This is a genomic window from Streptomyces sp. NPDC053750, assembly GCF_044544295.1.
Lineage (GTDB): Bacteria > Actinomycetota > Actinomycetes > Streptomycetales > Streptomycetaceae > Streptomyces.
This window is the reverse complement of record NZ_JBITXB010000001.1, coordinates 1,148,884-1,167,460: the sequence shown is the minus strand read 5'-3', so window position 1 is coordinate 1,167,460 and position 18,577 is coordinate 1,148,884. Positions and strand designations below refer to the sequence as shown.

Genomic DNA, 18,577 nt, shown 5'->3' with positions numbered 1-18,577 from the left:
AGCGCCGCCCGACGACGCCCGGCCTGCCACCCCGCACGCAAGGAAGACGGCCATGGCCGATCCCAAGGGTTTCCTGATCACGCCCCGCGAGGAGTGGCCCCGCAGGCCGGCCGGGGAGCGGGTCCGGGACTGGAACGAGGTGTACGTCCCGGGCGCGCTGCTGCCGATCGTCGGCAAGCAGGCCGACCGCTGCATGGACTGCGGCGTCCCCTTCTGCCACCAGGCCTGTCCCCTCGGCAACCTGATCCCGGAGTGGAACGACCTGGTCGCCCGGTCGGACTGGGAGGCGGCGAGCGAACGCCTGCACGCGACGAACAACTTCCCCGAGTTCACCGGCCGGTTGTGCCCGGCACCGTGCGAGGCGGGCTGTGTGCTCGCCATCAACCAGCCGGCCGTCACCATCAAGAACGTCGAGTGCGCGATCGCCGACAAGGCCTGGGAGGAGGGTTTCACCCCGCCGCGCCCCCCGGACCGGCTGTCCGGCAGGACGGTCGCGGTGATCGGATCGGGGCCCACCGGACTCGCCGCGGCACAGCAGCTCACCCGGGCCGGACACACGGTCGCCGTCTACGAGCGGGACGACCGGATCGGCGGGCTGATGCGGTACGGCATCCCCGAGTTCAAGATGGAGAAGCACCACCTGGAGCGGCGCATCGACCAGATGCGGGCCGAGGGGACGAAGTTCCGTACGTCGACGGCGGTCGGACGGGACGTGGACCCCGCCGGACTGCGGGCACGCTACGACGCGGTGGTGATCGCCACCGGGGCGACCGCGTGGCGCGAACTGGACGTACCCGGCCGGGAGCTGGCCGGTGTCCACCAGGCGATGGAGTATCTGCCGCTGGCCAACCGGGTGCGCGAGGGCGACCTGGAGAGCTCCCCGCTGTCCGCCGCCGGGAAGCACGTGGTCATCGTCGGCGGCGGCGACACGGGCGCGGACTGTCTCGGTACCGCGGTGCGGGAGCGCGCCGCGTCCGTGACCCAGCTGGACATCTACGCCCAGCCGGGCGCGGAGCGCGACGAGGAGGCCGACCCCTGGCCGACGTATCCGCGGCTGTACCGGCTGTCGGCCGCGCACGAGGAGGCGCGTGACCTGCGGTCCGCGCCGGCGGCGGACGCGGACGCGCGGCTCTTCGCCGCGTCCACCCTCCGCTTCACCGGTGACGCGCAGGGGCATGTGCGGTCGCTGCACCTGGTCGGGGTGGACGCCGGGCGCCGCCCGCTGCCCGGTACCGAACGGTCGCTCCCCGCCGACCTGGTCCTGCTCGCCCTCGGCTTCTCCGGGCCCGACCGGGAGGACGGGCTCGTCGAGGGACTGGGGGTGGCACTGGAGCCCCGTGGCACGATCGCCCGGGACGGGGGCTTCGCGACCAATGTCCCCGGGGTGTTCGCCGCCGGAGACGCGGCTCGCGGCCAGTCACTGATCGTGTGGGCGATCGCGGAGGGGCGTGCGGTGGCGGCGGCCGTCGACCGCCACCTGTCGGGCGGCAGCACCCGGCTGCCGGCGCCGGTCGGCCCCTACGACCGGCCGATGACCGTCTGAACGCACGGCTTGCGGGTTAAGGCTTACGGGCCACCGCCCCGTACCCCGGGACGACCCCGTCGTCCTGGCCGGCGACCGGCTCGCCCAGCTCCGGGTGCCACCGGTGGGGCACCTCGACGCCGGGCTCGACCAGGTCGAGGCCGTCGAAGAAGCGGGTGAACTCCTCGCGTGAGCGCAGGGCCAGGGTGACCCCGGCGGCCCTGAGCTTCTCGGTGGCCGCCCGCGACTCCTCCGGCGTGAAGTCGGCGGTCGCGTGGGTCATGATCAGGTGGCTGCCGGAGGGCAGCGCGTGCAGCAGCCGGCGGACCAGGTCGTGCGCGCCGTCCTCGTCGGAGACGAAGTGGAGCAGCGCGACCAGCGACAGCGCCACGGGCCGGTCGAAGTCCAGGATCTTCCGGGCCCCGTCCAGGATGGCGTCCGGATCCCGCACGTCGGCCTGGAGGTACTCGGTCTCCCCCTCGGGCGTGCCGCGCAGCAGGGCCGCCGCGTGGGCCAGCACGATGGGGTCGTTGTCGCAGTAGACGACGCGGGACTCGGGTGCGATCTCCTGGGCGATCTGATGGAGGTTGGGCTCGGTCGGTATGCCGGTGCCGATGTCCAGGAACTGCCGGACGCCGTGGCCGGCCAGCCATCGGGTGGCCCGGTGCATGAAGGCGCGGTTGACCCGCGCCATCACCGGCACCCTCGGGTCGAGCGTGAGCATCTGCCGGCCCATCGCCTCGTCGACCGGGTAGTTGTCCTTTCCGCCGAGATACCAGTCGTACATGCGCGCGGGGTGCGGCTTGCTCGTGTCGATCTCGGCGGTGCGGTGCTGCCCGGTCATGACGCACTCCCAGGTGGTGAGTTCTCGTTGCGACAGGTGATCGACTCAGTGCCAAACAGCTTAAAAACAACAATCAACAGGGCGTGCGTTTCAGGACAGCAGGAAGTCCGCCTCTCCCGCCTTCGCTCCCTCGATGAAGGCCGTCATCTCGGCGGAGGTGTAGATCAGCGCGGGACCGTCGGGGTCGGTGGACTGCCGTACCGCGATCCGGCCGTCGGCGAGCTTCATGGCCTCCAGGCAGTTGCCTCCGTTGCCGCCGCTCCACGGCTTGTGCCAGCCCTCGTTGCCCAGTTCACGGGCGGGCATGCCGTTGTAGATCCGCTCGCTGCGGTTGCGTGGCGAGCGCTGGGCTTTGATGTGATTCATTCACAGCTCCTTGCGGAGATCCCGGAGGATCTCCTTCGTGCGGTGTGCCGTGGCGGCCTGCGCCGCCATGCGGTCCATGACCTCGAGGTGGGTCGCCACCTCGGCGCGCGCGTCGAGGTAGACGGCGCCGGTCAGGTACTCGCTGTAGACCATGTCCGGAAGCTCCGGCATGGCGAATCGGAACAGCACGAAGGGCCCGTACGTGCCGGGGTGCGGCCCGTTGGAGAACGGGGCGACCTGCAGCGTCACGTTGGGCAGCTTCGTGGCCTCGAGCAGCCTGTCGATCTGGGCACGCATCACCTCCGGGCCCCCGACGGGGCGGCGCAGGGCGGTCTCGTCCATGACGACCCAGAGCCGGGGCGCGTCCTCACGGGTGAGCAGTTCCTGGCGTTGCATGCGCAGGGCGACATGGCGCTCGATGTCGTCGGGCCGGGTCTGTCCGATGGCGCCCGAGCGGAGCACGCCGCGCGCGTAGTCCTCGGTCTGCAGCACTCCGGGGACGAAGTGGGGCTCGTAGGACCGGATCAGCGAGGCGGCGCCCTCCAGGCTGACGTACATGGAGAACCAGCCCGGCAGGATGTCGTGGAAGCGCTGCCACCATCCGGGCTTGTTGGCGTCCTCGGCCAGCCGGACGAAGGCCTCGGCCTCCTCGTCGCCGATGCCGTAGGCCTTCAGCAGGAGCTGGAGGTACGGGATCTTGAGGGCGACCTCGGCCATCTCCATCCGGCGGACCGTGGCGGGTGCGACGCGTAGGATGCGGGCGGCTTCCTCGCGCTTGAGACCGGCACGTTCCCGCAGGTCCAGCAGGCGCCGGCCGAGGACGACCTGGCCGACCGTCGGCGCTGACCGCGGTTCGCTCACCGCCCACCTCCTGAGAGTCCCGAAGAGCCCCTGTGCTCTTGTGCCCTTGCGCTCTAGTGCCCTTGTGCGGACAGCCCGGCGGCGCCATTCGAAGACTCGTTCGAAAGCCCTGGAGGGCCCTCGGCGATCCGAAGTGGCGCCGCTCGACGTGCTGTTGCGAGCAGTGTGCCACGGCCGTCCAGACCGTCACACAGCACTCTGCATTTTTCAGAGTGACACTTGCCAAGTGTTCACGGCGGGGCGATAGTGGCAAGCGTGATTCCGTCCGCGCCCTTAGGAACAGACGCCGCCGCGGGCTCCCTGGGCCTCGCCGGCACCATGGGAGCCGGCCTTGCGGGGGCTGCCGCTGCCGAGCGCCGGTTCCGTTTCGAGCTGGCCGCACACCCGGGCTCTCCCGCGCAGGCCAGACGCCTGACCCGAGCCCGGCTGAACGGCTGGTCGGTGTGCGAGGACACCTGCGACACCGCCGCGCTGGTCGTCTCCGAGCTGGTGACCAACGCGATCGTGCACACCGCGAGCACCCACATAGTGTGCGAGTTGCACGACGGCGACGACCTGGTGCGCATAGCCGTACGCGACGAGGGCTGCGCCCCCGGCCAGCCCCACCCCGCGGCCGATCAGCAGCCCGAGGACGAGCACGGCAGGGGGCTGCTCCTGGTCGACGCCCTGTGCGACGCGTGGGGCGCCCACGAGCACGGCCCCGGGCTGCTGGTCTGGGCCGAGCTGCCGCGCCGGGCCGACGGTCCGCGCGACCCGGACGAGCCCTGCAACGACCTGGGCTGGGGCGCCCGTCCGAAGCCCGGCCCGGCCGACGGCCCGGGTGACGACGCAGACGCGGAGGGACACCTCCCGCGCCTCCCGCACACGCGCGGCGAATCGGGGACCGCATGGCTGTGAGGACGGCGTCCGGCAACCGATCACTCGGCCTGGACACACTGGTCCGCCTCCAGCGCGGGCTGCGCGCCCCCGGGACGACACCCCGGCGACTGCCCGTGCCCGAGGGCATGACGGTCCCGCTGGGCTGCGACGCGGTGGCGGTACCCGCCCGCTTCGGCCCCCTGGTGATGCCCCGGCTGCCGCGCGTGGGATGCGTCTACGCCGACGACGCGCACTGGTGGTGGATCGTCCCGTCCGACTCCGACTACGCCCTGGAGTGGCCCGCGCCCGCGCGCTACGCCACCGGCGCGGTGGTCCCCGACACCCCGGGCCTTCCCTGCCTCATCCACCGCCCGGACGGCACGGTCCCGTACACCCCGCCCATCCCGCTCTATCTGGCGCTGTGCCGCCTGACGGACACGACGCCGACCTGGTCCCGGCCGGTGACCGCGTAGGCGCGACCCCCGCACCCCGGGCGGCCCGCCTCAGGCTGCCGCGTCACCGGCGGCGTCACCGCGGACGATGACCAGGAACGTGTCCGTGGCGAGATCCATGACGACCTCGGCGGGCAGGCCCTCCAGACGCCGCGCATGCGCGAACTCCTCCGCGGGCCAGGATCCGCGCGGCCCGCCGGCGGGAAAGCGCTCGAGCACCGTTCGCCCGTTCACCCTGCACCTCCATGTAGCGCTGTACTCGTAGAGTTAAACGCCAACCATGGAGTGAACGCCTCGCGCGGTGATGGTACTGAGACATGGTTGACACTCGTTCACCGCAAAGTGTGAGCGCCGTCTCAGCCGTTCGGCCCTTTTCGCTACGGTGCGTGTCAGTCCTCGTACTCGTCGTGGTATCGGATTCTCTCGCTTCCCGCAGGCGCCCCGAGAGCCGACGCGCGCCCCTCGGGTTTCTCCCACTGCTCCTGCCGGCCGAGCGCGGTCAGGTCGAGCAGACTGGTGGTCGAGCCGAGTCCGTCGAGTCCGCGCTCGTACGTCGAGTAGGTGTGGAAGACCCGGTCGCGGTCCCGCAGGAAGCAGCTGAGCCCGGGGCGCTCGACCAGCTCGCCCTCGTGTTCGAGGGTCACCTCGAAGTCGGCGTTGAAGTCGCTGACGTACGACGAGTACCAGGGCACGGTCCAGCCCATCCGCGCCTTGAACGGCAGGATCTTCGGATACGGCGCCCGGGACACGACCGCGAACGACGTGCCACGGGCGCGCAGGTGCGCGAGGTGCCCGATCTGGTCCAGGAACGCCGAGCAGCTGCGGCAGCCGGCGTCCCACTCGGGCGCGAACATGAAGTGGTAGACGACGAGCTGGTCCCGTCCCTCGAAGAGGTCGAGCAGCGTGGCCTTGCCGTCGCCGCCTTCGAACACGTACTCCTTGTCGACCTCCACCATGGGCAGCCCACGCCGCTCGGCGTTGAGCGCGTCACGCGCGCGTGTGGCCGCCTTCTCCTTGGCCAGTAAGGCCTCGCGCGCCGCGCGCCAGTCCGCGCGCGAGACGATTTCGGGAAGCGACATGGGCTCCAGCTCCTCCTGTGCACCGGGCAACAACGGTCCGTCGGAGGTGGTGACCGGTGGGAGGAGCAGAACTCATCGCGGCTCGGCGAAGTTTTTTTCAGGCGGCGCCGGTAAGCCGCTGACCTCGGTGTTCACGCGGTCAGCCGCTCCCCCACGCGCCCGCGCCGCTCGCCGAGTTCGTCCCGCAGCCCGGCGAGCCGTTCCGTGTGGCGGGGCGTGAGCCGGCCGGTGTCGTCGAGGTGCACGGCGCACGCGGTGGTGGTGTCGACGAGCCGTTCCAGGACGGCGGCGACCTCGTCCGCGCCCGCGGAGTGCCGGGCGAGCGCGGGCAGTTCGGCGGCGGCGAGTGCGATGGCGGCGCGGGCCTCGGCGAGCGTGCGGTAGGCCTCGCGGCGAAGTGTCCACCGGGTGGCGCGGTCGTCGGACTCGCTCAGTACGTGGGTGAGGTAGGCGTGCGCGGCGGTGTCCGCGGCACCGATGCGGGCGCGGATCCCGCCGCCGCGCTGCCCGGGCATCGGCAGGTGCCCGACGCACAGGACGATCGCGCAGGCCAGCAGGGTCTCCCCGATACGGCTGACGGAGGCCTGCGGTTCGCCGCCGACCATGACCAGGGCGAGGACGAGGACGGTGACGACGGCGGTCTGGGCGGCGAAGTGCCGCGCGGCGACCGGCACCAGCGCACCGCAGACGGCGACGAGCGCGACCAGCCCCTCGGGCCGGGGCAGCACGGCGGCGAACCCGGCGAAGAGCAGCGCCCCGAGGACGGTCCCGGCCGCCCGGCAGAGCACCCGGGACGCCAGCGGGCCCAGGTCGGGCTTGACGAGGAAGACGGCGGTGGCGGGCAACCAGTACCAGTGCTGGTGAGACCCGTACCAGTGCCCGTGGTGCAGCACCTGGGCGACCGCGGCACTGGCCCCGAAGCACAGGCCGACGCGCAGCCCGTACTCCCGTCCGCCGGCGCCCAGAGCGGTGCGTGCCAGGGAGCCGGGCGACCGCCTGCGGGTGTGCAGGTCGCGTCCCCCGCCCCGGTCGAAGGCCTCGGCGGCGTGCAGGAGGGCGTCGTCCAGGGCCCGGAGGGCGGGGTCGGTGCGGCAGGGTGCGGGCAGCGGGCCGGTGTGGGTGTTGCCGCGGACGGCAGCGGCGAGTCGCCGGGGCCCCTCGGCGGCCCGCGCGGGCACGGTCCGCTCCGCCCAGGCGAGCGCGGTCGCGGCCTCGCCGAGGGGCAGCGCGGCGGCGTACTGCGCGTGCAGCCGCCGCTCGGCCGCGGACGAGGCGCGGCGCCGCAGCCGGGGCCCGGCGAGTGCGTCCTGCGCGTGGTCGAGCGCGGCGGTGAGCGCGGCCCGGCGGGCGACGGCGTGCTCGGTGCCGACCGCGTCCAGGAGCGCGGCGACGGCGTCGTAGACGGCCGCCACGGCGGACCGCTCCCCGTCGAAACGGAAGTCGAGGCGGGAGAGGCGACGGGAATCGCCGGCCAGGGCCCCGGGCGTGGGCAGCGCCAGTCGCAGCGCGAGCAGCCACCCGGCGCCGGCGAGGAAGGCCAGCCCGCTCTTCCACCCGGGGTCGGGCAACGGCATCCCGGCCCCCACGGCACTGCCGACCAGCAGCTGCGTCCCGGCCCCGGAGGCCACGGTCCCGGCGGCGCTGACGCCTCCGGCGACCAGCCCGAGCCCGGTCAGCAGCAGGGTCAGCGGCACGACTCCGAGCTGCTGCCCGGCGTACGTCCCGACGAGCATGCCGGCCGCTCCGGCGAGCGCGGGCACGCCGATCCGCCGCACGGAGGTACGGCGACTGCCCGGCCGGTCGTTGATCCCGGCCAGCATGGCGGCGATCGCGGCGACGACCCCGAGGGAGGTCCGGCCGGCGAGCATCGCGGCGAGCAGCAGCGGGCCCCCGGCCAGCGCACCCCGGGCAACCGCCGCCCAGGGCACGGGCCCGCGCTGGGCCCGCAGGGCGTGGGCGAGCCAGGGCGGGAGGGCGAGGACGGCACGGCGGGCGGTGTGACGGCTGGCGCGGGACACGGGGTGCGGCTCCTGTCGTCTCGTCGAGGGCGGGGTGAGCCTTCGGGCGACGGTGGCCGGGCTTGCGGTGCGTGGGTGGTCGAGCTGCGCGGTAACGAGCTGCGTGGTGTCGCAATTCGTGGTGTCCACGCTAACGGCTGTTCTTGGAGATGAGGGAACGGGCGTGTTTCGGGGGTGTGACGACCCGCCGGAACGGCACGTCCTCCGGCTGTCTCAGCCTCTCCTGGCCGGGTCCACCGCAGCGCGCAGCAACGCCTCGGCCTCCGTGACCGACCGCGTCAGGTCGTCGGGCCGGGGCGTCAGGTTCGCCAGAAGCCCGTCCATCGTGTCCAGCCCGGCCCGACGGACGAGCCCCTTCTCATTGGTGACCCACTCCCCGCGTGCCGCCAGGACCGCGTGCGCCGTCTGTGTCGTGGCGAGGGCGATCGCGCCCGCCACCTGGGTGACGGCGCCCTTGGGGGCGTGTCCCGCCCCGGCGTAGGCGAGGGTGGCGGTGGCCGCGCCGTACCAGCGCTCGGGGGCGGTGCGGCGCAGGGCTTCCGGGTAGGACGGGCGGGGCAGTTCGCCGCGCAGCACCTCGTTGATCGCGAGCTCCGCGACCACCAGGTACGTCGGGATGCCCGCCAGGTGGAACATCAGGGGTTCGACGCCGAAACGCCCCGCCTCCGCCTCCGCCACCTCGTGCTCGACCACGTCGAGGTCGCGGTAGTGCAGGTCGACCCGGCGTTCGTCGATCGTCAGCCAGGCGCCCCCGTTGAAGACACCGCCTCCCCACGCGCCGAGCTCGGAGACCTCCCCCGCCCAGCCGAGGGCCCGCAGGTCGGCCGGGTCGAAGGCGCCCCGGTAGTAGACCGCCAGGTCCCAGTCGCTGTCGGGGCCATGGGTGCCCTGGGCCCGGGAGCCACCGAGGGTGACCGCCCGGACGGTGGGCAGGGCGGCGAGCCGGTCGGCGGTCGCGTCGAGAAAGGCCTGGTCCGTGAGGGAGGGCACTGCTGCGGGCTCCTGGCGGTGGGGCGGTGGACGGATGCCGGAAGCCTAGGCGGCCGGTCTGCGGGCCGCGAGGGAAAATCGGATGCGGGGACGGACCGGAGAACGGACGATCGAGAGGTTGTCCGTTCGCCGCCGCCCAGGAGCCCTTGTGATCCAGCGCGTCACCGTGCCCGGCCTGTTCCGGCCACCCACCTACGCCCATGTCTCCGTCGTGGAAGCGGGGACGAGGCTCGCCTTCCTGGCCGGGTCCGTCCCGCTCGACGCGGAGGGACAGCTGGTCGGTGCGGGCGATCCGGTCCGTCAGGCCGAGCAGGTGATCGCGAACCTCACCGAGCAGTTGCGCGCCGTCGGCAGCGGGTTGGGGGACGTCCTGACGACCGATGTGTACGTCGTGAGCACCGAGACCGCCGCACTGTCCGCCGTCTGGGACGTCGTCGAGGCGTCGGGGCTCAGTACGGGCCCCCACTCCTCGACGCTGCTCGGGGTGAGCTGCCTCGGGTATCCGGGGCAGCTGGTGGAGATCACGGCGACCGCTGTCGTGCCGGACGACGCGGCGTAGGAGACAGCTGCAGACAGTCGCGTGAACGGGGCGGACGCCGAAACTCGCTCGCAGGGATCAGCCGAGCAGCGCGGTCGCTTCGACCTCGACGAGGACGTCCGGTTCGAAGAGGTACTCGACGCCGATGAGGGACGCCGGCGGCATGGGAAGCCGTAGCCCGATCTCGTCGGCCACGGCCTCCACGCCGGCCATGAAGTCGTCGATCTTCTCCGGGCTCCACCGGGTCACGTAGAACGTCAGGCGCAGCACATCCGCGAACGACGCACCCGCGCCCGCGAGACCGACGGAGGTGTTGCGCAGTGCCTGGGCGACCTGTCCGGCCAGATCGCCGGGCGCGACCGGAGTCCCGTCGGCCCGACGCGCGACCTGGCCGCTGACGTGGACGTGCTTCGTCCCGGTGCCCACGGCGACGTGGTGGTAGGGGACCGGCTGCAGCATGCCGTCGGGGGTGAAGTGCTGGACCGTCATGGTTTTCGCCTCTTCCGAAGTAGGTATCCGTAAGCTACTTAGTAGAAGAAGGACACTTCAACGAGACCAGGTTTCGCCATGGATACCGACGACGAACTCCGCATCGATGCCCCGCACCGCGAACTGCTCGACCAGATCCTCGACAAGTGGTCGCTCAGCGTCCTCAACGAGCTCTGCGAACGCCCGTGCCGCTTCAACGAACTGCGCCGGGCCATCCCCCGGGTCACGCAGAAGTCGCTGACCGCGACACTGCGGCGCCTCGAACGCAACGGCGTGATCGAGCGCGAGGTCGTCTCCACCCGGCCCGTGGCGGTCAGGTACCGGATCACACCCCTCGGCAAGACCCTTCGGCACCCCGTCGACGTGCTGCTGGCATGGGCCGCACAGAACATGCCCGCCATCGAACGCGCACGCGAAGGCTTCGACAGGCGGGAAGAAGAGGCCGGCCTCTGACCCCTTCCCGGCGCCCGGCGTCGGGCGCCGAGCAGGTCAGGCCTGGGCGCGGGCGTACTTGTCCGTCGCGGCCAGCAATGCCTCGTCCCCCCTCGCTCCGGTGTCGTGTCCGGCCTCGTCCACGACCACCAGCTCGCTGTCCGGCCAGGCGTGGTGGAGCCGCCAGACGATGCCGAGGAGGTTGCCGAGGTCGAGGCTGCCCTGGACCAGGGTGCCGGGGATGCCCTTGAGCAGGTGCGCGTCCCTGAGGACCACGCCCTCGTCGTCGCCGTCGCCGTCACCGAGGAAATGGTCGTTGCCCCAGTAGTGCGTGACGGTGCGCGCGAAGCCCATGCGGAACTCCGGGTCCTCGAACCGGGCGACCGAGCGTGGCGGCGCGGGGATCATCGCCGTTTCCCAGTCGGTCCAGGCACGCGCAGCCCGCTCCCTGACTTCGGCGTCCGGCGACTCCAGCAGCCGGTTGTACGCGGCGGCCGCATTGCCGTCACGGTCGCCGACGGGCAGCTCGGCGATGAACCGTTCGAACGCCTCCGGGAAGATCTTGCCCAGCCCTCTCGTCAGGAGGGCCACCTCGGCGTTGGAGCCGGTGGCGACTGCGGTCAGCACCAGCTCGGACACCACCCCGGGGTGCGTCTGCGCGTACCGCAGGCCGAGGACCGACCCCCACGACACGCCCCACACCAGCCAACGCTCGATGCCCAGGTGGGCGCGCAACCGCTCCAGGTCCGCCATGACGTGGGCGGTCGTGTTGACGCTCATGTCGGTGTCGTAGGCACTTGCGCGGGGCCGCGACCGGCCGGCGCCGCGCTGGTCGAGCAGCACGATCCGGTACGCCGCCGGGTCGAAGTACCGCCTGAGGTTCGTACTGGCGCCGGATCCCGGTCCGCCGTGCAGCACCACTGCGGGCTTGCCGTGCGGGTTGCCGCAGGTTTCCCAGTAGACGCGGTTGCCGTCGCCGACGTCGAGCATGCCGTGGTCGTACGGTTCGATCTCCGGATACAGGCCCATCGGAGCACCCTAGCTCCGTCGGCCCGCGTCGCTCATCGTCTTTACCGGACGGGCAGCGCTACCGGACGGACAGCCCCGCCGTCCTTGCCGCCGTGCGCAGCACGTCCCGGAGCATTTCGGGGGTGAGCCGGCCGGTGAAGGTGTTGCGCTGGCTGACGTGGAAGCAGCCGAAGAGGTGCAGGCCGGGCTCGTCGGGAGCCTCCAGCGTGACGCGACCGCCGTGCGCGAACGCGGGCCGGGGCCGGGGCACGGTCCAGCCCGCCGCGGCGAACGCGGGCAGCGCGGCCTGCCAGCCGAAGGCGCCGAGTACGACCACGGCGCGCAGCGTCGGCCGCAGCAGGCCCAGTTCCTGGACCAGCCAGGGCCGGCAGGTGTCACGCTCGGTGGGGGTGGGCTTGTTGGCGGGCGGGGCGCAGTGCACCGGCGAGGTGACGCGCACGCCGTACAACTCCAGGCCGTCGTCGGCGGAGACCGCGGTGGGCTGCGACGCCAGGCCCACGTCGTACAACGCCTGGTACAGCACATCTCCGGAGCGGTCGCCCGTGAACATCCGACCGGTGCGGTTGCCGCCGTGGGCCGCGGGGGCGAGGCCGACGATCAGCAGCTGTGCGTCCGGCGGACCGAAGCCCGGCACCGGCCGGCCCCAGTACGTCCAGTCGGCGAACGCGGCCCGCTTGGTCCGGGCCACCTCCTCCCGCCACTCGACCAGCCGCGGACAGGCCCGGCACCCCGCGATCCGCTGGTCGAGGACGGAGAGGCCGCCGGTGTCGGTGTCCATGCCCTCCACCGTAAGACCATCCCCGGGCACGCGAGCGAACACGGAGGGGCTCCCGGGGCCCTCCTGCTCTCCGGGACGGCCCGCGGAAATTGCGGCCTCTCTCCCCGGGCCGGGCGGTTAAGGTCGAAGCATGGCTTCCGAGCATGACGAAGGCAGAAGCGGCGGGGTGACCGCCCCACAGGACGGCGCCGCTGCCGACTCCCGGACCCCGGACCCGAAGACCGCCGCCGCGATCGCCGCCGCCGAGGCGGCCGGGCCGCAGAACGGCGAGAGCGTCCGCGTCGACAGCTGGATCTGGGCCGTCCGCCTCATCAAGACCCGCTCCCTCGGCGCGACCGCCTGCCGGGGCGGCCACGTCCGGGTGAACGGCGAGCGTGTGAAGCCCGCGTACTCCCTGCGCGTCGGCGACGAGGTGCGCCTTCGGCACGAGGGCAGGGAACGGGTCGTCGTCGTGAAGCGCCTGATCCGCAAGCGCGTCGGTGCCCCGATCGCCGCCCAGTGCTACATCGACAACTCCCCGCCTCCCGCGCCCCGCGAGGCCGTCGCCCCCGCCGGCATCCGCGACCGCGGCGCCGGCCGCCCGACCAAGCGCGACCGCCGCGAGCTGGAACGCCTGCGCGGGCTGGAGGGCCTGAGCCGCGCCCGGAAGGACGCCGAGACCAGGTCCTGACACCGGCCGGCGACACCAGGAACCGGCACCGGGCGCCGCTCCCCGTGGGTGGTCAGGCGTGCCGGCCCCGCACCCGTCGGAGCAGCTCCTCGTTGTGCCCCCGGCGGGTCCAGGCGATGAGCAGGAGCGGCACCATCAGGATAAGCGGCGTCGCCGCGTTCTCGCCGTCGAAGTACGTGAGCTGGACGACGAACGCGCCCACCATCAACGCGCTCAGCGCCGTCGCCGCCGCCGACTGCAGCACCGGGATCAGCAGGGCGAGGGCCCCGGCCAGTTCCAGGACGCCGATGGCATACATCCCCGCGTCGCCCCAGCCCATCTCGGCGAACGTGTCGGACGCCGAGGAGTGGGCGATCAGTTTGGGCAGGGCGCTCGCGACGGCGAAGAACAGCGCGAGGAGCACCTGCACCGCGCGCAGGGCGATCCGGGCACCCCGCCCGCGGGTGGGCGAGGCCACGGGGGTCGGGGATGCGGCAGAGGCCGCGGGTGCGGTGGAGGCCGTGGGTACGGTGGAAGCGGCGGTCTCGGACATGGGGATCTCCTGGGCTGAGCGGTCCGTGATGCTGTCGGAGAGGTAGACCGCTCCTCGGGCCGGAACTCATCGCCGGATCCTCTGGTGGCCGCTGGTGGCCGCGACGCCCCACCAGGATCTCTAGCTCACTGGAATCGCCCTCACCCACATCCCGTCCTCGGTCAGATACCGGTCCACCCGCAGCCCCGCCTCTCCCAGTGCCTCCTCGAACTGTTCCTTGGTCAGCGGCCGGGCCCGGAACGTCTGCGTCCAGACCGCGTCCGGAAACTCGTACTCCGCGTACACCTCGTTGACACCGTCCCCGACCGGCTCCGCCGAGACGATCCGTACGGTGAAGCCGCTGGGGTCGACCCGCTCGCGCGGCACATTCGTGTGGTAGTCCTCGCCCTCCCGCTGGATCAGTACGCAGCCGTCCGCCGCGACGTGCCGGGCACAGGTGCGCAGCAGCCCCCGGCGCACCTCCGCCTCACCGGTGTGCACGAGGAACGACGCCAGCATCACCACGTCGAAGCTCTCGCCCAGGTCGAGGTCCTCGATGGGGCTGCATATCGTCCGCGCCCCGCGCACGTGCTCCAGCATCTCGGCGGACTCGTCGACCGCGGTGACGGTGAACCCCCGCTCCAGCAGCGGATGGGTCATGCGCCCCACACCACTGCCCAACTCCAGGATGCGCGCGCCCTCGGGCACGGCAGCGGCGACGATGTCCGGCTCGGCTCCGACGGGCAGCCGCGAGTAGAGCTCGACCGCGCAGCCGTCCGGGGTGATGGCCCCGGGTCCCGTCCCCTGGTGTCCCTCTCGCATTTTCAGCTCCATGCCCGTCCAACGGCCCGCCCCCGCACGCCCGTTCCCACCCGGCCTCGGTTCACCCGTCCGAGTGACCACACGGCCGGTGGCACGGCTCGTTTTCCGCGTCGCCGTCTTCCGGAGTACGTTTTCCGAAGGAGTGGTGATCCGATGCGTACGGGCAGTGAACCGGCCACCGCGCGCAGTGCGCTGCGGGCGCGGTTCTGGCTGAGCCTGTGGGGACTGGTCTGGGCGGTCTTCGGAACGGCGGCCTTCGCGCTCACCGGGCGGCCCGGCTGGGCGGCCGCCTGCGGAGTGCTGTGGCTCGTCGCCACGGTCGATCTGGCCGTGGTCCTCCGGCACCTCCGCCAGGGGCCGCACTACCAGCCCGGCCGGAGCATTCCGCCGTACCGGCCACCCAAGGTGTGAAGACCCGGCGCGCGCACTCTCCCCCCCGGGGGCGCGACGCTCAGGAGTCGAACCGCGCCTGCTGCAGATACTCCGGATTCGGGTCCAGCGCCGCCGCCAGCCGGAAGTGGCGCCGGGCCTGGTCGGGACACCCGCGGCGCTCATACGTACGCGCCAGGGCGAAATGCGCGAACGCGTTGTCCGGCTCGCGCTCCAGGACGATGGTGAACTCCAGCTCCGCCGGTCTCAGTTGCGCCGCCGCGAAGAAGGCACGCGCGCGCAGCAGCCGGGCGGCGGTGTTCTCCGGATGCGCGGCCAGGACGCCGTCGAGCAGCTTCACCGCGCCCCGCGGGTCCCGCGCCGCGAGCAGCTGCTCGGCGGCACGGAAGTCGATGACGTCCGTCTCCGGAGTACGTCCGTTCGAACCGCTGGTGTCGGGCACGGCAGAGTCCTTCCCTCAGAAAGGGATCAACGCCCGCGCGGGGGACGCTATTCCTGCACCGACCGAGGCCGCACGCCGCGGCGGCAGGCTCAGCGCGGCGCCTGCGCCCTGCGGGTCAGCTCGGCCCACACCGCTGTCACCCGGCGTCGCAGCTCGTCCAGCGGTACGTCGTTGTCGATGACCACGTCCGCGATCGCCCGGCGCTGCTCGCGCGTCGCCTGGGCCGCCATGCGTGCGCGGGCGTCCTGCTCGGTCATGCCGCGCAGCCGTACCAGCCGGTCGAGCTGAGTGGCGGGGTCGGCGTCCACGACGATCACGACGTCGTACAGCGGTGCCAGGCCGTTCTCGGTGAGCAGCGGGACGTCGTGCACCACGACGGCGTCCTCGGCGGCGGTCTCTTCGAGAGCGCGGGACCGGGCGCCGACGAGGGGGTGCACGATCGCGTTCAGCGCGGCGAGCTTCCGAGGGTCGGCGAACACGATCGAACCGAGCTTCGGCCGGTCCAGGCTGCCGTCCGCCGCGAGCACGTCCTCGCCGAACACCTTGACGACCTCGGCGAGACCCGAGGTTCCGGGCTCCACGACCTCGCGCGCGATCCGGTCCGCGTCGATCAGTACGGCGCCGCACTCGACGAGCAGTCGCGACACCTCGCTCTTGCCGGCGCCGATCCCGCCGGTCAGGCCCACCTTCAGCATGAGCGGAAGCCTAGGGCCTGCCGGTGACGGCGGGGTCGGCAGGGGCGGGCGGGGGCGTCAGGCGTCGCCTTCCCGCTCCGCCAGGAAGCGTTCGAACTCGCGGCCGATCTCGTCAGCCGACGGGATCTCGACGGGCTCGGCGAGCATGTTGCCGCGGGTCTCGGCGCCGGCGGCGGCGTCGTACTGGTGCTCAAGGCCCTGGACGAGGGCGGTGAGCTCCTCGTCGCCCTGCTGGATCTGCCGGTCGATCTCCGTCTGCGTGCGGTGGGCCTCGGTGCGCAGGGAGTGCGCGATGCCCGGCAGGACCAGACCGGTCGCCGCGGTGATCGCCTCCAGGGCCGTCAGCGCCGCGTCCGGGTACGGGGAGCGCGCGATGTAGTGCGGGACGTGCGCGGCGACGCCCAGCACGTCATGGCCGGCCTGCATGAGCCGGTACTCGACGAGCGCCTCGGCGCTCCCGGGGACCTGCGCCTCCTCGAAGGGGCTGCGGTGGCCCGGCACGAGGTCGGTGCGGGTGCCGTGCGGGGTGATGCCGACGGGGCGGGTGTGCGGGACGCCCATGGGGATGCCGTGGAAGTTGACCGAGAGGCGGACGCCCAGCCGCTCCACGATCTGCCCCACGGCCGCGGCGAAGCGCTCCCACTCGACGTCCGGCTCGGGGCCCGACAGCAGCAGGAAGGGGGCTCCGGTCGCGTCCTGGACGAGCCGCACCTCGATGGTGGGTTCCTCGTAGTCCGTCCAGGAGTCGCGCTTGAAGGTCAGCAGTGGCCGACGCGCCCGGTAGTCCACGAGCCGGTCGTGGTCGAAGCGGGCGACGACCTGGTGGGGCAGCGAGTCGAGCACCTGGTCGACGATCTGGTCGCCGGTCTCGCCGGCGTCGATGTATCCGTCGAAGTGGTAGAGCATGACCAGTCCGGCCGATTCCTGGGCCAGTGCCATGTCGACGACGGCCAGACCCTTCGGCTCCCATGCGTACAAACCCTGCGGATCAAGCACAGTGACCGCTCCCCTCCTCGTGTTCCTACGGCACAACGCCCCGACGGGGGTGAGCATTCCCGCAGGACGACAACGGAGCACAACTGCGGAGCACAACAGCACTGAGGGGCCGCACCTCGAAAGGTACGGCCCCTCAGTCAATCACTGAGCCTCAGCGGCAGGCGATCAGCTCTGGCCGCCGGCCAGCTTCTCGCGCAGCGCGGCCAGCGCCTCGTCCGACGCCAGGGCGCCGGAGGTGTCGCCGCCCTCGGAGGAGTACGAACCGCCACCGGACGCGACCGGGGCCGCACCCGCGGTCTCGCCACCCTCGGCAGCGGCCTTCTCGTCCGCCTCGCGGGACTTGATGACCTGCGCCTGGTGCTGCTCGAAGCGCTGCTGCGCCTCGGCGTACTGGGTCTCCCAGGCCTCGCGCTGGGTCTCGTAGCCCTCGAGCCAGTCGTTGGTCTCGGGGTCGAAGCCCTCGGGGTAGATGTAGTTGCCCTGGTCGTCGTAGGACGCGGCCATGCCGTACAGGGTCGGGTCGAACTCGACCGCCGACGGGTCGGCACCGAAGGCCTCGTTGGCCTGCTTCAGCGAGAGGCTGATGCGGCGGCGCTCGAGGTCGATGTCGATGACCTTGACGAAGATCTCGTCGTTGACCTGGACGACCTGCTCCGGGATCTCCACGTGGCGCTCGGCCAGCTCGGAGATGTGGACCAGACCCTCGATGCCCTCGTCCACGCGGACGAACGCACCGAACGGCACCAGCTTCGTGACCTTGCCGGGCACGACCTGGCCGATCTGGTGGGTGCGGGCGAACTGCTGCCACGGGTCTTCCTGGGTCGCCTTCAGCGACAGGGAGACGCGCTCGCGGTCCATGTCCACGTCGAGGACCTCGACGGTGACTTCCTGGCCGACCTCGACAACCTCGGACGGGTGGTCGATGTGCTTCCAGGACAGCTCGGAGACGTGGACCAGACCGTCGACGCCACCCAGGTCCACGAAGGCACCGAAGTTGACGATCGAGGAGACGACGCCGGAACGGACCTGACCCTTCTGGAGGGTGGTGAGGAACGTCTGGCGGACCTCGGACTGGGTCTGCTCCAGCCAGGCACGGCGGGACAGGACCACGTTGTTGCGGTTCTTGTCCAGCTCGATGATCTTCGCCTCGAGCTCCTTGCCCACGTAGGGCTGGAGGTCGCGGACGCGACGCATCTCGACCAGGGAGGCCGGAAGGAAGCCGCGGAGGCCGATGTCGAGGATGAGACCACCCTTGACGACCTCGATGACGGTACCGGTGACGATGCCGTCCTCTTCCTTGATCTTCTCGATGGTGCCCCAGGCCCGCTCGTACTGGGCGCGCTTCTTCGAGAGGATCAGGCGGCCTTCCTTGTCCTCCTTCTGGAGAACAAGGGCCTCGATCTCGTCACCGACGGCGACGACCTCGTTGGGGTCGACGTCGTGCTTGATCGAGAGCTCGCGGCTCGGGATGACACCTTCGGTCTTGTAACCGATGTCGAGCAGGACCTCGTCCCGGTCGACCTTCACGATGACGCCGTCGACGATGTCGCCGTCGTTGAAGTACTTGATCGTCTCGTCGATCGCGGCGAGGAAGGCTTCCTCGTTACCGATGTCGTTGACCGCAACCTGCGGGGTGGTGGCGGTGGTCTCGGTGCTGCTCGTCATGTGGGAAAGGGCTCCGGTACGGACATTGAAGTCGTAGGTACTGCTTACGCCGGGAGCCCGTTTCGCTCTGCCGAAGCCGGACAGCCAAGGAAGCGTCACCCGAAAACACCGGCGACACCTCGAGAACCGA

23 protein-coding genes are annotated in these 18,577 nt (G+C 71.9%); 7 read left to right on the top strand and 16 right to left on the bottom strand.

The window, feature by feature from the left end; all coding sequences use genetic code 11:
* Positions 1-52: 52 nt before the first annotated feature.
* On the top strand, positions 53-1,543 hold the full coding sequence (locus tag ACIGO6_RS05205; RefSeq protein ID WP_399871423.1) for a glutamate synthase subunit beta: 1,491 nt from the start codon (positions 53-55) through the stop codon (positions 1,541-1,543).
* Between the two features lie 16 nt (positions 1,544-1,559).
* Here the strand turns inward: ACIGO6_RS05205 and ACIGO6_RS05200 are convergent, their stop codons facing one another.
* The 3 genes from ACIGO6_RS05200 to ACIGO6_RS05190 form a co-directional block, all read right to left on the bottom strand.
* Positions 1,560-2,366 carry an SAM-dependent methyltransferase gene (locus ACIGO6_RS05200; protein ID WP_399871420.1) on the bottom strand — a complete coding sequence of 269 codons (807 nt, stop codon included), beginning with the start codon at positions 2,364-2,366 and terminating at the stop codon, positions 1,560-1,562.
* A 90-nt stretch (positions 2,367-2,456) separates the two neighbouring features.
* Positions 2,457-2,732, bottom strand: a complete 276-nt coding sequence (locus ACIGO6_RS05195; protein ID WP_399871417.1) for a DUF397 domain-containing protein — start codon at positions 2,730-2,732, stop codon at positions 2,457-2,459.
* On the bottom strand, positions 2,733-3,593 hold the full coding sequence (locus ACIGO6_RS05190) for a helix-turn-helix transcriptional regulator (RefSeq protein WP_399871415.1): 861 nt from the start codon (positions 3,591-3,593) through the stop codon (positions 2,733-2,735).
* A 246-nt stretch (positions 3,594-3,839) separates the two neighbouring features.
* On the opposite strand from ACIGO6_RS05190, the gene ACIGO6_RS05185 reads away from it, so the two are divergent.
* Together ACIGO6_RS05185 and ACIGO6_RS05180 are read left to right on the top strand one after the other, a co-directional pair.
* Entirely contained in the window at positions 3,840-4,490 is a 651-nt protein-coding gene (locus ACIGO6_RS05185) for an ATP-binding protein (RefSeq protein ID WP_399871412.1), read from the top strand.
* Positions 4,481-4,924 carry a hypothetical protein gene (locus ACIGO6_RS05180; protein ID WP_399871409.1) on the top strand — a complete coding sequence of 148 codons (444 nt, stop codon included), beginning with the start codon at positions 4,481-4,483 and terminating at the stop codon, positions 4,922-4,924. Before ACIGO6_RS05185 ends, ACIGO6_RS05180 begins: the two co-directional genes overlap by 10 nt.
* Before the next feature lie 30 nt (positions 4,925-4,954).
* Here the strand turns inward: ACIGO6_RS05180 and ACIGO6_RS05175 are convergent, their stop codons facing one another.
* The 4 genes from ACIGO6_RS05175 to ACIGO6_RS05160 all read right to left on the bottom strand — a co-directional run bounded on the left by ACIGO6_RS05175 (position 4,955) and on the right by ACIGO6_RS05160 (position 8,990).
* On the bottom strand, positions 4,955-5,137 hold the full coding sequence (locus ACIGO6_RS05175) for a hypothetical protein (protein WP_399871406.1): 183 nt from the start codon (positions 5,135-5,137) through the stop codon (positions 4,955-4,957).
* Between the two features lie 155 nt (positions 5,138-5,292).
* Complete coding sequence (locus ACIGO6_RS05170; protein ID WP_399871403.1) at positions 5,293-5,982, bottom strand: DUF899 domain-containing protein; 690 nt, start codon at positions 5,980-5,982, stop codon at positions 5,293-5,295.
* Positions 5,983-6,113: 131 nt separating this feature from the next.
* On the bottom strand, positions 6,114-7,850 hold the full coding sequence (locus ACIGO6_RS05165; RefSeq protein WP_399871648.1) for an FUSC family protein: 1,737 nt from the start codon (positions 7,848-7,850) through the stop codon (positions 6,114-6,116).
* Between the two features lie 363 nt (positions 7,851-8,213).
* Positions 8,214-8,990 carry a nucleotidyltransferase domain-containing protein gene (locus ACIGO6_RS05160; RefSeq protein ID WP_399871400.1) on the bottom strand — a complete coding sequence of 259 codons (777 nt, stop codon included), beginning with the start codon at positions 8,988-8,990 and terminating at the stop codon, positions 8,214-8,216.
* Positions 8,991-9,138: 148 nt separating this feature from the next.
* Between ACIGO6_RS05160 and ACIGO6_RS05155 the strand changes: the two genes are divergently transcribed.
* Entirely contained in the window at positions 9,139-9,549 is a 411-nt protein-coding gene (locus tag ACIGO6_RS05155) for a RidA family protein (RefSeq protein ID WP_399871397.1), read from the top strand.
* Between the two features lie 57 nt (positions 9,550-9,606).
* On the opposite strand, the gene ACIGO6_RS05150 is transcribed toward ACIGO6_RS05155, so the two are convergent.
* Positions 9,607-10,017, bottom strand: coding sequence for a RidA family protein (locus ACIGO6_RS05150; protein ID WP_399871395.1), 411 nt, complete (start codon positions 10,015-10,017; stop codon positions 9,607-9,609).
* A 78-nt stretch (positions 10,018-10,095) separates the two neighbouring features.
* Here ACIGO6_RS05150 and ACIGO6_RS05145 point away from each other — a divergent pair, with 78 nt between their 5' ends.
* Positions 10,096-10,470: a winged helix-turn-helix transcriptional regulator gene (locus ACIGO6_RS05145; protein ID WP_399871393.1), complete on the top strand. Its 375-nt coding sequence runs from the start codon at positions 10,096-10,098 to the stop codon at positions 10,468-10,470.
* Between the two features lie 36 nt (positions 10,471-10,506).
* On the opposite strand, the gene pip is transcribed toward ACIGO6_RS05145, so the two are convergent.
* Both pip and ACIGO6_RS05135 read right to left on the bottom strand, forming a co-directional pair.
* Positions 10,507-11,478: a prolyl aminopeptidase gene (gene pip, locus ACIGO6_RS05140; RefSeq protein WP_399871391.1), complete on the bottom strand. Its 972-nt coding sequence runs from the start codon at positions 11,476-11,478 to the stop codon at positions 10,507-10,509.
* A 58-nt stretch (positions 11,479-11,536) separates the two neighbouring features.
* A complete protein-coding gene (locus ACIGO6_RS05135) occupies positions 11,537-12,256 on the bottom strand; it encodes a uracil-DNA glycosylase (protein WP_399871390.1) in 720 nt (239 codons plus the stop codon).
* A gap of 130 nt (positions 12,257-12,386) precedes the next feature.
* Between ACIGO6_RS05135 and ACIGO6_RS05130 the strand changes: the two genes are divergently transcribed.
* Positions 12,387-12,926, top strand: coding sequence for an RNA-binding S4 domain-containing protein (locus ACIGO6_RS05130; protein WP_399871388.1), 540 nt, complete (start codon positions 12,387-12,389; stop codon positions 12,924-12,926).
* A 52-nt stretch (positions 12,927-12,978) separates the two neighbouring features.
* On the opposite strand, the gene ACIGO6_RS05125 is transcribed toward ACIGO6_RS05130, so the two are convergent.
* Both ACIGO6_RS05125 and ACIGO6_RS05120 read right to left on the bottom strand, forming a co-directional pair.
* Positions 12,979-13,458, bottom strand: a complete 480-nt coding sequence (locus ACIGO6_RS05125) for a DoxX family protein (protein ID WP_399871385.1) — start codon at positions 13,456-13,458, stop codon at positions 12,979-12,981.
* A gap of 120 nt (positions 13,459-13,578) precedes the next feature.
* Positions 13,579-14,259 (bottom strand): class I SAM-dependent methyltransferase, encoded by a 681-nt coding sequence (locus ACIGO6_RS05120; RefSeq protein WP_399871382.1) that lies wholly within the window; start codon positions 14,257-14,259, stop codon positions 13,579-13,581.
* 153 nt (positions 14,260-14,412) lie between these two features.
* Between ACIGO6_RS05120 and ACIGO6_RS05115 the strand changes: the two genes are divergently transcribed.
* Positions 14,413-14,670 carry a DUF6343 family protein gene (locus ACIGO6_RS05115; RefSeq protein ID WP_399871380.1) on the top strand — a complete coding sequence of 86 codons (258 nt, stop codon included), beginning with the start codon at positions 14,413-14,415 and terminating at the stop codon, positions 14,668-14,670.
* Between the two features lie 40 nt (positions 14,671-14,710).
* Here the strand turns inward: ACIGO6_RS05115 and ACIGO6_RS05110 are convergent, their stop codons facing one another.
* From ACIGO6_RS05110 to rpsA, 4 genes are all read right to left on the bottom strand, one after another.
* Positions 14,711-15,091, bottom strand: a complete 381-nt coding sequence (locus ACIGO6_RS05110) for a tetratricopeptide repeat protein (RefSeq protein WP_399871378.1) — start codon at positions 15,089-15,091, stop codon at positions 14,711-14,713.
* Between the two features lie 89 nt (positions 15,092-15,180).
* Positions 15,181-15,786 (bottom strand): dephospho-CoA kinase, encoded by a 606-nt coding sequence (coaE, locus tag ACIGO6_RS05105; protein ID WP_399871376.1) that lies wholly within the window; start codon positions 15,784-15,786, stop codon positions 15,181-15,183.
* Between the two features lie 57 nt (positions 15,787-15,843).
* Positions 15,844-16,782 carry a PAC2 family protein gene (locus ACIGO6_RS05100; protein WP_399871373.1) on the bottom strand — a complete coding sequence of 313 codons (939 nt, stop codon included), beginning with the start codon at positions 16,780-16,782 and terminating at the stop codon, positions 15,844-15,846.
* A gap of 165 nt (positions 16,783-16,947) precedes the next feature.
* Positions 16,948-18,447 carry a 30S ribosomal protein S1 gene (rpsA, locus tag ACIGO6_RS05095; RefSeq protein ID WP_399871371.1) on the bottom strand — a complete coding sequence of 500 codons (1,500 nt, stop codon included), beginning with the start codon at positions 18,445-18,447 and terminating at the stop codon, positions 16,948-16,950.
* Between the last annotated feature and the right edge of the window lie 130 nt (positions 18,448-18,577).